This window comes from Methylohalomonas lacus (genome assembly GCF_024808875.1).
GTDB lineage: Bacteria > Pseudomonadota > Gammaproteobacteria > Methylohalomonadales > Methylohalomonadaceae > Methylohalomonas > Methylohalomonas lacus.
The window spans coordinates 1-14,423 of sequence record NZ_JANUCT010000026.1; the positions used below are offsets into that span (position 1 = coordinate 1).

The window sequence follows — 14,423 nt, forward strand, 5'->3', positions numbered from 1 at the left end:
CGTATCTCGTATCTCGTATCTCGTATCTCGTATCTCGTATCTCGTATCTCGTATCTCGTATCTCGTATCTCGTATCTCGTATCTCGTATCTCGTTATTCAACGAGGCTTTGCCGCCAAAGCCGATCTGTCAAGCCCGAGTCCCGCCCACGAGATACGCTTCACGAACGACGAGATACGCGCTTGCGCCACGCTTCACGAATAACGAGATACGCTCTTAAAGTCCCGCCTTAAGACTGGCCTCGATGAAGTTATCCAGCTCGCCATTGAGCACCGCCTGCGTATTGCCGGTTTCAACACCGGTGCGCAGGTCCTTGATGCGCGACTGGTCGAGCACATAGGATCGGATCTGGCTGCCCCAACCGATGTCGGACTTGCTGTCTTCCTGCGCCTGCTTGGCCTCGTTGCGCTTCTGTATTTCCATTTCATACAGCTTGGCGCGCAACTGTTGCATCGCGTAGTCGCGGTTCTGGTGCTGCGAACGACCATTCTGACACTGCACGACGATACCGCTGGGTTCGTGCGTGATGCGAATCGCCGAGTCGGTCTTGTTCACGTGCTGACCGCCGGCGCCGCTGGCGCGATAGGTGTCGACGCGCAGATCGGCCGGGTTGATCTCGATTTCGATATTGTCGTCGACTTCCGGTGACACGAACACCGAGGCAAACGAGGTGTGCCGGCGGTTGCCGGAATCGAACGGTGACTTGCGCACCAGCCGATGGACGCCGGTTTCGGTACGCAACCAGCCAAACGCATGATCGCCGGTAAACTTGATCGCCGCGCTCTTGATGCCGGCAACGTCGCCCGCGGAAACTTCCAGCAGTTCGGTTTCGAAATCGTGATGCTCGCCCCAGCGCAGATACATGCGCAACAGCATCTCGGCCCAGTCCTGTGCCTCGGTGCCACCGGAGCCGGCCTGGATGTCGACGTAGGCGTTGTTGGCATCCATCTCGCCGGAGAACATGCGCTGGAATTCCAGCCTGGCAAGCTGCTTTTCATAATCCTCGAGATCGGTCTCGATAGAGCTCAGCGTGCTTTCATCCTTTTCATCACGCGCCATCTCCAGCAGCTCTTCGGCATCGGCAATACCGTGATGCAGCTTGCTCAGGGTGGTGACGATGTTTTCCAGCGCGGCGCGCTCGCGGTTCAGTGCCTGCGCCTGCTCCGGATCGTCCCAGATGTTGGGTTCGGCCAGTTCGCGCTCGACCTCGGTCAGACGTTCGGCCTTGCGGTCGTAGTCAAAGATACCCCCTAAGCGACTCGCTGCGCTCGCGCATATCCTTGATTTGATGGAATAACTGATTGACTTCGACCATGGGTACGTAATCCTGTGCGTGACTGAGAATGCGGTATTGGCAAGACGGCTATTGTAGCGATGGCGACCGGGGCAATAAAGCCGCCTGCCTACAACGGCGTTAGGTGCTCCACCATCAGTTGCAACTGGCGCCGGCCGCCGTAGGTGTCGACGTCGAGGCGGTAGGCCACCGCCACGCGTTCGACCCGGGCCGGCCAGGCGCTGTCGTCGGTGCCGAAGGCAATCGCCTTGATCGGTTTGTTCGCGCCCGGCGGCCTGAGCTTCAGGCTCAGATGGCGACCGCCGACGATGCGGCGTTCAACCAGTTCGAACTCGCCGTCGAACACCGGCTCCGGAAAGCCCTGTCCCCACGGTCCGGCGCTGGCAATCAGCTCCGCCGTGCGCAGTGACAGGTCGGTGGCTTCGAGATCGCCGTCGCTCAGGATCTGGCCGACCGGCGTCTCGCCATCCAGCTGACGCTCGACTTCCTCGGCAAAGGCCGCGGCAAAAGCCTCGTAATTGGCCTGTGCCAGGGACAGACCCGCGGCCATGGCATGACCGCCGAACTTAGTCACCAGACCCGGGTGGCGGGTGGCCACGGCGTCGAGCACGTCGCGGACATGCACGCCGGGAATCGAGCGCGCCGAGCCCTTGAGGTTCTCGCCGTCGCCAGCCGGTGCGAATGCGATCACCGGGCGGTGGATTTGCTCTTTCACCCGGGAGGCCACCAGCCCGACCAGTCCCTGGTGCCAGTCCTCGCGATAAAGACACAGCCCCGCCGGCCAGGCGTGATCGTCGGCCAGGCTGAGCTCGGCCAGGGTCCGTTCGGCATCCTCGTGCATGGTGTTCTGCAGCTCGCGCCGCTCGCGGTTGAGGTCGTCGAGCTGGCGCGCCATTGCCTGCGCCGATGCGTCGTTGTTCGTCAGCAGGCACTCGATGCCCACCGTCATGTCGGTCAGCCGGCCAGCGGCATTCAATCGTGGCGCGATGAAAAAGCCGAAATCGGTCGCCGACACCCCGGCCGGATCACGACCGGCCACCGCCAGCAACGCGCGGATACCGGCACAGCAGGAACCATTGCGGATGCGCTTGATGCCCTGCGCCACCAGAATGCGGTTGTTGTGATCCAGCGGCACGACGTCGGCGACGGTCCCCAGCGCGACCAGGTCCAGCCACTGTGCCAGGTTGGGTTCGGCGAGATTCCGGCGTTTGAACCAGTCGTCCGCGCGCAGCGCCGAGCGCAATGCGATCAATACATAGAACATGACGCCGACGCCGGCGAGATATTTGCTCGGGAACGGGTCGTCGGGCAGGTTCGGATTGACGATGGCGTCCGCGGCCGGCAGCTCCGCCGGTGGCAGATGGTGATCGGTAATGATCACCTGCATGCCGCGTTCACGTGCGGCTGCGACACCGCTGACGCTGGCGATGCCGTTATCAACGGTAACGATCATGTCCGGCTGCTGGACGGCGGCGACCTCGACGATCTCCGGCGACAGGCCATAGCCATACTCGAACCGGTTCGGCACGACGTAGCGCACATCGTGCGCGCCCAGTGCGGTCAGCCCGCGCACCGCCAGCGCACAGGCAGTGGCACCATCGGCATCGAAATCGGCGACGATCAGGATGCGCCGGCCGGCCTCGATGGCGGTTTTCAGCAGCCCGACGGCATCCGCGATCCCGTGCAGCTGCGAACTCGGCAGCAGGGCGTTCAGCGAATAGTCCAGCTGGTGCGGATCACGGACATCGCGGGCGGCGTAGAGGCGTTTGAGTAGCGGGGGCAGTTCGTCGGACAGGTGGTCGGTATCGGGCTCGGGACGGCGAATGATTTGCATGCGCGCATTTTAACGAATACGGCCGGCGAATGTGTGTACTTGTCCGCGCGTTCACCATCATCAGTAACGGGCATGCGCCCGAGACGATCCTTACTGGTTACGACGCCATGGTATGCAGGCCGCATTCGCGGTTGCCGATGACCTTGGTCGGATCGAAATAGTTGCTGACCTGCGGCAGATCGTGTTCCTGGCGGTAGCGTTCCATGTCGGCTTCGTTCCAGTTCAACAGCGGCGCGACCTTGAGCACGTTATTGGGGCCGTGACTGACGACGTCCAGGCCGTGGCGGAAGGCGGTTTGTTCGCGACGGATCGCGGTCAGCCATACTTCCGGTTGCATTGTGGCCAGGGCCCGCTGGAACGGTTCGATCTTGACCTGGCGCGTGAATTCGTCGTGCTCTTCGCTGTCGACTTCCGGGATACCGCCCATCAGCGCATCGCGGCGTGCAGCGGTCATTTCCGGCATGAATACATGCAGGTTGAGGTCGAGATCCTGGATGATCCTCCCGGCTGTCAGGTAGGTTTCCGGCGTGTTGTAACCGGAGTCGATCCAGACAACCGGCAGGTTCGGCTTGATGCGTGTGGCCATGTGCAGGATCACCGCCTCGTACGGGCCGAAGTTGGTCGTCACGATCGTCTCTTTATCCAGATCGATGGCCCAGCGGATGATGTCCTCCGGTCGCTGGTCGGCCAGTTGTCGGTTGATGTCGCTCAGGTCTTTCAGTTCATTCATGGGAGGCCTCCCGATCGAAGATGCGCCGCATGATGAGCTCGGCGCCCAGCTCCGCCGCCAGGTTGGCGTTGTCGCGTACCTTGAGATGATCGACGCGCTGACCCGGTTCCAGGGTCTTGAGTTGCTCGCGCTGGTTTTCACTCAGCTTGAGCCCCATCAGGCCATGGATCTGGCCGCTTTTCAGGTTATGGAAGCGCCGGGCTGCGGGCAGACAGTTCTTTGGCAGCGGGTGTTTCATAAGACAGTCTTGACGGTGGTTTAAATATCTCCCGATTCTATTTGATAATAATTATTAAATGCAAATACTTTTTATTTACATAATGAGCCGCTATAATTGCGCCTTGTGGTACTCGGTCTGTCACGCATTCGGCCGCGGCGTCGAACAACCCGGACCCAAACAAATCCTTGCCTACTCAGCCGGCAGCGCCGGCAGGACGGCTACAAAGAGAGGGAAAGCCCCATCATGAAAAACCGGATTCATTCGTTCCTATTCCTGCTGCTCGTACCCGGATTCGCCATGCCGGCCATGGCCGATGAGCGGCCGGATCACTTCGAGGGCAAACAGGCGGAAACGCTGGAACAGGCAGTGGCCCATTTTTCCGAATACAACGATAAGCTAGCTACCCTGCTGGCGCAGGACACACTCAGTGCCGCGGATCTTGGTCGCATCCATGAACTCACCTATACGCTGGAAAACGCGCTGGCGAAGATCAACGCCGAACTCAGTGGACTGGCGCCAACACTGGAGGAGATTCATGTGGCCTCTGAAACCGCCGATGCCGAAACGGTGAAAAGTCGCGGTCGAATTTACCTGAATACCGCGACCAAAGTCGTCAAATAAGCGCACGCCATCGCCGGCCGAGCAGTGATGATCGACCGGTGGTGGCTACGGCTTATCCGGCCTCGGCCAGTTGCCAGGCCGGAAACGGATCCGGCAGTGTTCGCCACGCCTGTGGCCCACGCGCCAGTTCTGCATCTGTCAGCAGACAGCCGTCCAGGCGTCCGCTGAGTGCCACGCGCTCAAGGTCTATACCGATAAAAACGATTTCCTGGCGCCGATCACCGAAATTCGCGTCCCAGACGTTGTCGAGGTAAGCCCGCGTGTCCGGATCGTCCGGCCTGTCGCCGGCAGAGGCCCACCAAAGGCCCGCTGCCTGATGCGTCATGGCACCGCCCGCCTGGGCCCACTCGCCGACCCAGTCCATGCGCGAAGCCAGCCAGAAATGTCCCTTGCTGCGCAATACCGGTCCCCAGTCACTGCTGAGAAAGTCGTACAGGCGCTGCGGGTGAAACGGCCGCCGGCGCCGGTAAACAAAGCTGCTGATGCCGTATTCTTCTGTTTCCGGCGTATGCAGTCCCTGCAGTTCGCGCGCCCAGCCGGCCGCACTGCTGGCACGCTCGAAATCAAAGCGTCCGGTCGCCAGTATGCCGGCGGGCGGCACTTGGCCGTGCGTCGTTTCGATAAGCTGCGCGACCGGGTTGAGCGCCTTGACGACGCGCCGCACATCCTCACGCATGGCCTCGTCGACGCAGTCCAGTTTGTTAATCACGATGACATCCGCGAACTCGATTTGCTCGGTCAGCAAATCGACCAGCGTACGCTCGTCGTCTTCACCCAGTGATTCGCCGCGATCACGCAGAAAATCGGTCGACGAAAAATCCCGCAACAGGTTGGCGGCATCGACCACGCTGACCATCGTGTCAAGTTCGGCGACGTCGGCAAGGCTGAAACCCTGTTCGTCGCGAACGGCGAAGGTCGCGGCAACCGGCATCGGTTCGGAAATGCCAGTGGATTCGATCAACAGGTAATCGAAACGGCCGGCGCGCGCCAGGCGTGTAACTTCCTGCAGGAGATCGTCGCGCAGCGTGCAGCAGATACAACCGTTGCTGAATTCGACCAGCTTTTCCTCGGTCCGCGACAGGTTGGCGCCGCCCTGGCGCAATTGCTCGGCATCGATATTGACCTCGCTCATGTCATTGACGATCACTGCCACTTTCAGGCCTTCGCGATTGGTGAGCACGTGATTCAGAACTGTTGTCTTGCCGGCACCGAGGAAGCCGGACAGTACCGTAACGGGAAGTCTGTTCATGATTATCTACCTGTTGGCGGTCAGCTGACTGCAGCGACCGGTTGATCGAAACGCAGTCGCAGGCGTTGCTGGCCGGCGATGCCGATTGTGGGTGAGCGGTGCACGATACCGTTGCCGGCGTTGCCGGGATAAAGCTCGCCCTTCAGAACGGCCACGTGACCGGGCGCGAGTTGTCGCGACCGTCCCTGCCGCAGTACGCGCTGGTTGCTGCCGTGTCCCAGAGCGGCACGGTTGACCTGCAGGTTGCCCAGCCACTCCATGCCGGGACCGGCGTAGGTACACAGCAGGCGCAGGCGGTGGCGATCGACGTGAAACAGCCGGCATTCGTCCGTATTGACGACTTCCAGGCGCATGGTCACGGTCGCGCTGCCGGCCAGCTCGGCAAAAACCCGGGCCTGATTCTGGATGTCGCGAATCAGTTCGATGCTGTCCGCGTCGGTTTCACTCAGCCGGGCGAACTCCGTCAGCAGCAGCCACTCGACATCGACCGGTTCCAGGGTCGCGACGGCATGCACCCGCTCGCGCAACAGCCGCCGCAGCAGGCCGCTCCAGCGGTGATCCAGCGTGCGCGGCCAGACTGCCAGGTTCACGCCAGGCTGGTGGATCACGCCGAATTGCCCGGGCGCGTTGACGTATTGATAGTGATCCGAACGGCCGGCCTGGCCCAGATCGAGCGCGGTTGTCATACAGCTTCCCATCAACAACAAATAATTGTTATGTTATAACATTACTATATTGAGGCGATTTCTGTCCAGCCATTCGGGGCCGGCGAAATGCTATCCGCTTGCGGCTGTCAGCCGCGCCGCGGATGGCCGTCGCCAGAACCGCGCGACATGCCGGCGCCGGCAGTGGTAATGCGAATCGCCGGGCAATATGTCTATAGACGACAGCTGGCCGCGTCGCAGTGCCCGGTACAGCGGCTGTGCCCAGTCCTGTTCGAACCGCTCGATAAACTGCAACCAGCCGGCGGCATCCTGATAGGCATGGAAGCGTTCGGCACGATTATCGAGAACCAGCAACGACGGCTGCGCGGTAGCAGCCGCCGGCTGTGCCAGCAGTTCGCCAAGGTTGGCAGGCAGTGACCGCACCGGGATGTCCCGCCACCGCGCCAAACCCTGCGCGAGCGGGTCATTACTGAAGCAGGCGTCAAAGGCTGTTGTACCAAGCGCCGGCAAATCGCCCTCGCCCCAGAACCAGAGGCTGTTGACCGGCAACTGGCCGCGGCGTTCACGCGTCTGGTTGACCGGCGCCTCGTGCAGGGTCATCTGGATTTCGTTGAACAGCCGTCGACAGCGCGTGCGGTCGTCGCCTGTCGGCAAACGGTCGCTGACATCCCGGCCGATCACCTGCATCAATGGCTGGGTGGTGATCGCGATCGGCTGTTCGCAGAGCAGGTACCAACGCTCCGGCGCGGCCACCTCGAGTTCGGCGGCAAATTCCGTCAGCAATGGCCGTACCGTCTCAGCCAGCGATTCGGCTTCGTCCGCCTGCAACTGCAGCATGGTGTTGTCGAACAACATCACGCCCTCGCGACCGGCCGACAGATGCACCGGATCGGCGCGCAGCACATTGCTGCGAGTTTCACCGCGGTCGGCGAGATGGCTCAGCGCGGCATAAGGCGCAACCGTGTCGGCCGGACAGCCAAACTGCGCCAGCAGGTATTCATGGCTATCGCGGGACTGCGGCCGCTGATCGGCGCGGGCCAGCAGTTTCTGCAGATACGGGCAGGCGGGCAGATCGGCCGCGGTGATCGCCGCCGGAGCGGGCAGAAAACCGGGAATGATGAAGGTGATGGCGGGCATCACGTTATTCGTATCTCGTATCTCGTTTATCAACGGGACTGTGCCACAAGGGCCATCCTATCAAGTCTGCCCCACCCACGAGATACGCTTCACGAACAACGAGATACGCGCTTGCGCATCGCGCTACGAAATGTTGTCGAGTATCGCCTGCTTCACTGCATCGAGCTCGGCCGCGATCTTGATCATCGGCCCGGTGCTCTGCTTGACGGCGGTATCCGGATCCTTGAGCCCATGGCCGGTCAGCGTACAAACGACACTGCTGTTCGGTTCGATCTTGCCGCTCTTGATGTCGCGGATGGCGCCAGCAAGCGAGATCGCGGAGGCCGGCTCACAGAAAATGCCTTCCTTTTCCGCCAGCAGTTTCTGCGTGGCGAGGATCTCGTCGTCCTCACACTCATCGAACCAGCCACCGGATTCCTCGCGCACCTTCCAAGCCTGGTTCCAGGACTGCGGATGACCGATGCGAATGGCGGTCGCCACCGTGTCCGGATCGTCGACCATATGGCCGCGCAGGAACGGCGCCGCACCGGATGCCTGGTAGCCGACCATGACCGGCCGTGAACCGACGACGGCCCCGGCGAAACGGCAGTGGCCCTCGCAGTAGTTGCAGGCCGCGGTCACCGAATGGCCATCACCGGAAGAGTATTCGCTGTAACCGATCCAGTGCGCGGTGATGTTGCCGGCATTGCCGACCGGCAGGTAATGAAAGTCCGGCGCGCGACCGAGTTCCTCAACAATCTCGAAGGCAGCGGTCTTCTGGCCCTGCAGGCGATAGGGATTGATCGAGTTGACGATCGTTACCGGGGCATTTTCAGCGACCTGGCGTACCAGCCGCATGCCGTCGTCGAAGTTGCCGGCGATCTGGATTACGACCGCACCCTCGACCATGGCCTGGGCCAGCTTGCCCATGGCAATCTTGCCTTCCGGAATCAGCACGAACGCGGTAATGCCGGCGCGCGCAGCATAGGCCGCCGCGGAAGCCGACGTGTTGCCTGTCGACGCACAGATGATGGCGCGCGAACCCGCTTCCACCGCCTTGGTCACGGCCATGGTCATGCCGCGATCCTTGAACGAACCGGTGGGGTTCAAGCCTTCGTACTTCACATAGATATCGACATCAACGCCCAGCTCGCGCGGAATGTTATTCAGGCGAATGAGCGGCGTATTGCCCTCGCCCAGGCTGATCAGACGGGTATCGTCGTGTACCGGCAGCAAATCACGGTAACGTTCGATCAGACCCGTATAACGTTGTCTAAATGTCATTCTTTATCGCAGCTCACGAGATAAAACGTGGGAGCGGCGCCCTCGCCGCGAATTGATATAACCCGTTATACCAGTTTCAGTCGGCCCGAGGGCGGGCCTCCTACAACTCCAAAATTACCGTCCCCGCGAGATACGCTTCACGAGCGACGAGATACGCCTGACGCGCTATGCGCGTCAGGCCAATGTTTCCACGCGTATCCGCATGATGCGACCGCTGACCACCGGCAGTTTCTCGATTGCCTCGATGGCGGCGTTCATGTTGCCCTCACGCACCTTCTGCGTCAGCAGGATGATCGGCACATGGGTAGTATCCGGCTCCTGCTCCTTCTGCAGGAAGGCCTCGATGCTGATGTCGCGTTCGCCCAGTATACGCGTGATCTCGGCCAGTACGCCCGGCTGATCGATCGCGCTCATGCGCAGGTAGTACGCGGTTTCGTTGTCTTCGACCGCTAGCACGCCGCCGTCGTTTAGCGCGTCCGGCTGGAAAGCCAGGTGCGGTACGCGGTTTTCCGGGTCCGAAGTCAAAGCCCGTGTCACATCGACCAGGTCGGCCACAACCGCCGAAGCGGTCGGCTCGGCGCCGGCGCCGGCGCCATAATATATCGTCGGACCGACAGCGTCGCCCTTGACCAGCACCGCGTTCATGACGCCCTCGACGTTGGCCATCAGCCGCTTGCGTGGCACCAGTGTCGGGTGCACGCGGGTCTCGATGCCGTGATCCGTGCGCCGGGCGATACCGAGATGCTTGATACGGTAGCCGAGCTCACCGGCATAGTCGACGTCGGCCGGCGTGATGTCGGTGATGCCCTCGGTGTGAACCTTGTCGTACTGCAACGGGATACCGAAGGCAATCGCCGCCAGGATGGTGAGCTTGTGCGCAGCATCAGTGCCCTCGATGTCGAAGCTCGGATCGGCCTCGGCGTAACCGAGTTCCTTGGCCTCGTCGAGCACGGCATCGAACTGCAAGCCGCGCTCGCGCATCTCGGTAAGAATGAAATTCGAAGTGCCGTTGATAATGCCGGCCACCTGCTCGATACGGTTGGCCGACAAACCCTCACGGATCGCCTTGATAATCGGTATGCCACCAGCAACCGCGGCCTCGAAGGCGACCATGACGCCCTGATTTTGGGCGGCACGAAAGATCTCGTTGCCATGCAGGGCGATCAAGGCCTTGTTGGCAGTGACGACGTGCTTGTCGTTAGCGATTGCCTTGAGTACCAGTTCCCTGGCCGGCTCGATGCCGCCGATCAATTCGGCCACGATATCAATATCCGGGTTGTTCACTACCTCGAACGGATCCTGACACAACGTGATCCCAGCAGTGGAGAATTCGCGCTGCTTGTTCAGGTCACGCGCGCTGGCATGGGTCACCTGGATCGCACGACCGGCGCGCCCGGTAATCTCCTCGGCATTACGGTTGAGTACGCTGATGGTACCGCCGCCCACGGTACCGAGGCCCAGCAGACCGACATTAACCGGTTTCAAAGAATAATCCCCTATCTCGTATCTGCAACAGAATTAACCAAAGCAGGAGCGGCGCCCCGCCGCGAATAATGTTCGGCCCGAGGACGGGCCTCCTACAGGGATCATCTTCATGATCCCGCCATCTTAAGAATCACCCGTACCTATTCGTCGTCTTCGAGCAGGCCATCTGCGCGGAACATATCGCGGATACCGCGGATGGCCTGGCGTGTGCGATGCCGGTTCTCAATCAGCGCAAAGCGCAGGTAATCGTCACCGTAGCTGCCGAAGCCGATACCCGGCGATACCGCCACCTTGGCCTCGGCCAGCAGTTTCTTCGAAAACTCGAGCGAGCCCATTTCCTTGTACGGTTCCGGAATCGGCACCCAGACGAACATGGTGCCCTTGGGCGGTTCGATTTCCCAGCCGATCTCGTTCAACCCTTCGCACAGGCCGTCACGGCGATCGCGGTACATATCGCAGATCTCGTGCACGCAATCCTGCGAGTCTTCCAGTGCCGTGATCGCGGCAACCTGGATCGGCGTGAACATGCCGTAGTCGAGGTAGGATTTCATGCGCGTCAGCGCGCCAACCAGTTTCTGGTTGCCGACCATGAAGCCAACACGCCAGCCCGGCATGTTGTAGCTCTTCGACAGCGAGAAAAACTCGACCGCAACATCCTTGGCGCCCGGTACCTGCAGGATCGACGGCGCCTTGTAACCGTCGAAGACGATGTCGGCATAGGCCAGATCCTGCACGATCCAGATACCGTGTTCGCGGGCGATATCGACGACCTTCTCGAAAAACTCGAGATCGACGCATTGACTGGTCGGGTTGCTTGGGAAGTTCAGCAACAGGATCTTCGGCCGCGGCCAGCAGTCGCGAATCGCCTTCTGCAGTTCGGAGAAGAAATCGATATCCGGGCCGATCGGCACATGGCGTACGTCGGCGCCGGCAATCACGAAACCGAACGGGTGAATCGGATAAGCCGGGTTCGGCACCAGCACCACATCACCCTTGTCGACGGTGGCCATGGCCAGATGCGCCAGGCCTTCCTTGGAGCCAATCGTTACGATGGCCTCGCTGTCCGGGTCGAGGTCGACGTCGTAGCGGGTCTTGTACCAGTTGCAGATGGCCTGGCGCAGGCGCGGGATACCGCGCGAAACCGAATAGCGGTGCGTGTCGTTGCGTTGTGCCGCCTCGACCAGCTTGTCGAGAATGTGCTGTGGCGTCGGTTGATCCGGATTGCCCATGCCGAAATCGACGATGTCCTCGCCGGCGCGGCGTGCCTGCATTTTCAAATCGTTGACGATATTGAAAACATACGGCGGCAAACGCTTGATTCTAGGGAAATCTTCGTTCAATGGAGGTCTTTGTATAAGAGAATTTTTTGTCGAAAACCCGAGTTTGACAGCAACATCGGGATGCAGCTTTTTGCACTGCAATGTACCGTGAACGGCCTGTTACTTGCAAGAAATGCTTCCGGTCGCGGCAGTATAAATGCAGCCATGGCGGGCATTTTGTTATCATGTCGGATAGTTGCGCCGACCGCGCCGCCGGCGGCTTTCACCCCCGAATTCACCCGACTGAATCAATCACCCGAGTGAGATAGAAACATGTTGCGTGCTGCAGTCATACAGATGGTATCGACCGCCGAGGTCCGGGAAAACCTGGACCAGGCTGAACAATTACTGGCCGAGGCCGCCGCCGATGGCGCCCGGCTGGCGGTTTTGCCCGAGAACTTCGCCTTCATGGGCATGCACGAAGCGGACAAGCTGCCGATCAGTGAAACCGACGGCAACGGCCCGATCCAGAGCTTCCTGAACGAAACCGCGCAAAAACACAAACTCTGGATCATTGCCGGCACCATTCCGCTGGCTGGTAACAATCCCGATCACGCCCGCGCCGCGAGCCTGCTCTACGACGACGAGGGCCGCCGGGTCGCCCGTTACGACAAGATTCACCTGTTCGACGTCGAGGTCGACGGGGGCGAACGTTACTGCGAGTCCGACAGTCTGGAAGCCGGCGACGACGTCGTGGTTGCACAAACGCCGTTCACGAACATCGGTCTGAGCGTCTGCTATGACGCCCGCTTCCCGGAACTGTACCGCAACATGCTGGCGCGCAATGTCGGTCTCATCACCGTGCCGTCGGCGTTTACGGCGAAGACCGGTGAAGCCCACTGGGAATCGCTGCTGCGTGCCCGGGCCGTGGAAAACCTGAGCTACGTCATCGCCGCCAACCAGGGCGGCACTCATGTCAACGGCCGCAAGACCTGGGGCCACAGCATGATCATCGATCCCTGGGGCCACATTGTCGCGCAGGTCGACAGCGGCCCGGGTTACGCCTGCGCCGACCTGGACTTCGAGCAGCTCGGCCAGCTGCGCCAGCGTTTCCCGGCACTGAGTCACCGGCGCTTGAATTATGCGCGGGCCGACCAAACCTAATCTAATTGAACCCTTCAGGAGTCACATCCCCGGCATGAGCAGTAATTCCGTGAATAACCACCTGGACATCGCCCGCCAGCAACTGCTGGAGCCGGTCGGTCTCGACGATCGCGGCATCGAACAGACGCTTGGCCGGGTCATGGGCCCGAACATTGACGCCGCGGATCTATATTTCGAGTACAGCCGCTCCGAATCGTGGGTACTGGAAGACGGCATCGTCAAGGACGGCAGCCACAGTATCGACCAGGGTGTCGGGGTACGCGCCATGAGCGGCGAGAAAACCGGTTTTGCCTATTCCGACGATCTCGTCCTGCCGGCGTTGACCCAGGCCGCCCGCGCCGCCCGCGCCATTGCCGGCCATGGCGCCGACGGCCGCATCCAGGCCTGGCAGCGGCAAACCGCGCCAGTGCTCTATCGACCGACCGATCCGTTGGCAAGCCTGAACGACGCCGACAAGATAGCACTGCTGGAAAGTATCGACGCCCGCGCCCGGGCGAAGGATCCGCGTATCACGCAGGTCATCGTCGGCCTGACCGGCTCCTACAACGTCGTCCTGGTCGCCGGCAGCGACGGCACCCACGTCGCCGACGTGCGACCGCTGGTGCGGCTGAACGTCAGCGTCATCGCCGAAGAGAACGGCCGGCGCGAGCGCGGTGGCTCCGGCGGCGGCGGTCGCTTCGGTTACGAGTATTTTCTCAGCGAGGGACTGACCGACAAGTACATCGACGAAGCCGTCGACCAGGCACTGATCAACCTGCGCGCCGAGGAGGCGCCGGCGGGCACCATGACCGTGGTGCTCGGCCCCGGCTGGCCCGGCATCCTGTTGCACGAGGCCATCGGCCACGGCCTTGAGGGCGACTTCAACCGCAAGGGCAGTTCGGCCTTTTCCGGCCGTATCGGCGACAAGGTGGCGTCGGAATACTGCACGGTCGTCGACGACGGCACGATCGCCGACCGCCGCGGCTCGCTGAATGTCGATGACGAGGGCACGCCGAGTCACTGCACCACGCTGATCGAAAACGGCATTCTCAAGGGCTACATGCAGGACAAGATGAACGCCCGGCTGATGGGCATGGCAGCGACCGGCAATGGCCGGCGCGAGTCCTACGCCCACCTGCCGATGCCGCGCATGACCAACACCTACATGCTCAACGGACCGCACGACCCGGGCGAGATCCTCGGCTCGGTGAAAAAGGGCCTGTACGCGGCGCAGTTCGGTGGCGGCCAAGTCGATATCACCAACGGCAAATTTGTCTTCAGCGCCAGCGAGGCCTGGCTGATCGAGGACGGCAAACTGACCCGACCGGTCAAGGGCGCAACGCTGATCGGCAATGGTCCGGACGTACTGACGCGTGTCAGCATGGTCGGCAACGACCTGGCGCTGGACTCCGGTATCGGCACCTGCGGCAAGGACGGCCAATCGGTCCCGGTGGGCGTCGGCCAGCCGACCCTGCGCATTGACGGTTTGACCGTGGGCGGGACGGCGACGTGAATCCTGACGTC

13 protein-coding genes are annotated in these 14,423 nt (G+C 61.4%); 3 read left to right on the forward strand and 10 right to left on the reverse strand.

All coding sequences use genetic code 11. The annotated features are described in order from the left end of the window. Positions 1-215: 215 nt before the first annotated feature. The 4 genes from prfB to J2T55_RS12705 form a co-directional block, all read right to left on the reverse strand. Positions 216-1,314 (reverse strand): peptide chain release factor 2 gene (gene prfB / locus J2T55_RS12690; protein WP_259057642.1). Its coding sequence is split into 2 segments (ribosomal slippage): positions 216-1,238 and positions 1,240-1,314, totalling 1,098 coding nucleotides; the frame shifts between segments, so codons are not numbered across the junction. 88 nt (positions 1,315-1,402) lie between these two features. After that, the gene (recJ, locus tag J2T55_RS12695) at positions 1,403-3,127 is read right to left on the reverse strand and encodes a single-stranded-DNA-specific exonuclease RecJ (RefSeq protein WP_259057651.1); all 1,725 of its coding nucleotides are present in this window, start codon (positions 3,125-3,127) and stop codon (positions 1,403-1,405) included. A gap of 97 nt (positions 3,128-3,224) precedes the next feature. Beyond that, a complete protein-coding gene (locus J2T55_RS12700; RefSeq protein ID WP_259057653.1) occupies positions 3,225-3,857 on the reverse strand; it encodes a phosphoadenosine phosphosulfate reductase domain-containing protein in 633 nt (210 codons plus the stop codon). Next, positions 3,850-4,095: a hypothetical protein gene (locus J2T55_RS12705; protein ID WP_259057656.1), complete on the reverse strand. Its 246-nt coding sequence runs from the start codon at positions 4,093-4,095 to the stop codon at positions 3,850-3,852. Before J2T55_RS12705 ends, J2T55_RS12700 begins: the two co-directional genes overlap by 8 nt. Positions 4,096-4,320: 225 nt before the next feature. Between J2T55_RS12705 and J2T55_RS12710 the strand changes: the two genes are divergently transcribed. Continuing rightward, positions 4,321-4,698 (forward strand): DUF6746 family protein, encoded by a 378-nt coding sequence (locus J2T55_RS12710; protein WP_259057658.1) that lies wholly within the window; start codon positions 4,321-4,323, stop codon positions 4,696-4,698. Between the two features lie 52 nt (positions 4,699-4,750). Here J2T55_RS12710 and zigA read toward each other — a convergent pair whose 3' ends face one another. The 6 genes from zigA to alaC all read right to left on the reverse strand — a co-directional run bounded on the left by zigA (position 4,751) and on the right by alaC (position 11,837). Then, positions 4,751-5,947 (reverse strand): zinc metallochaperone GTPase ZigA, encoded by a 1,197-nt coding sequence (gene zigA, locus J2T55_RS12715; RefSeq protein ID WP_259057660.1) that lies wholly within the window; start codon positions 5,945-5,947, stop codon positions 4,751-4,753. A 20-nt stretch (positions 5,948-5,967) separates the two neighbouring features. Continuing rightward, positions 5,968-6,633: a DUF1826 domain-containing protein gene (locus J2T55_RS12720; protein WP_259057663.1), complete on the reverse strand. Its 666-nt coding sequence runs from the start codon at positions 6,631-6,633 to the stop codon at positions 5,968-5,970. 90 nt (positions 6,634-6,723) lie between these two features. Further along, positions 6,724-7,749 (reverse strand): hypothetical protein, encoded by a 1,026-nt coding sequence (locus J2T55_RS12725; protein WP_259057665.1) that lies wholly within the window; start codon positions 7,747-7,749, stop codon positions 6,724-6,726. 123 nt (positions 7,750-7,872) lie between these two features. Beyond that, on the reverse strand, positions 7,873-9,012 hold the full coding sequence (gene thrC, locus J2T55_RS12730) for a threonine synthase (RefSeq protein ID WP_259057667.1): 1,140 nt from the start codon (positions 9,010-9,012) through the stop codon (positions 7,873-7,875). 174 nt (positions 9,013-9,186) lie between these two features. Next, entirely contained in the window at positions 9,187-10,497 is a 1,311-nt protein-coding gene (locus J2T55_RS12735; protein WP_259057669.1) for a homoserine dehydrogenase, read from the reverse strand. A 140-nt stretch (positions 10,498-10,637) separates the two neighbouring features. Next, on the reverse strand, positions 10,638-11,837 hold the full coding sequence (gene alaC, locus J2T55_RS12740) for an alanine transaminase (RefSeq protein WP_259057679.1): 1,200 nt from the start codon (positions 11,835-11,837) through the stop codon (positions 10,638-10,640). 252 nt (positions 11,838-12,089) lie between these two features. On the opposite strand from alaC, the gene J2T55_RS12745 reads away from it, so the two are divergent. Further along, positions 12,090-12,920: a carbon-nitrogen hydrolase family protein gene (locus tag J2T55_RS12745; RefSeq protein ID WP_259057681.1), complete on the forward strand. Its 831-nt coding sequence runs from the start codon at positions 12,090-12,092 to the stop codon at positions 12,918-12,920. Positions 12,921-12,969: 49 nt separating this feature from the next. Then, a complete protein-coding gene (tldD, locus tag J2T55_RS12750) occupies positions 12,970-14,412 on the forward strand; it encodes a metalloprotease TldD (protein ID WP_259057728.1) in 1,443 nt (480 codons plus the stop codon). The last annotated feature ends 11 nt before the right edge of the window (positions 14,413-14,423 follow it).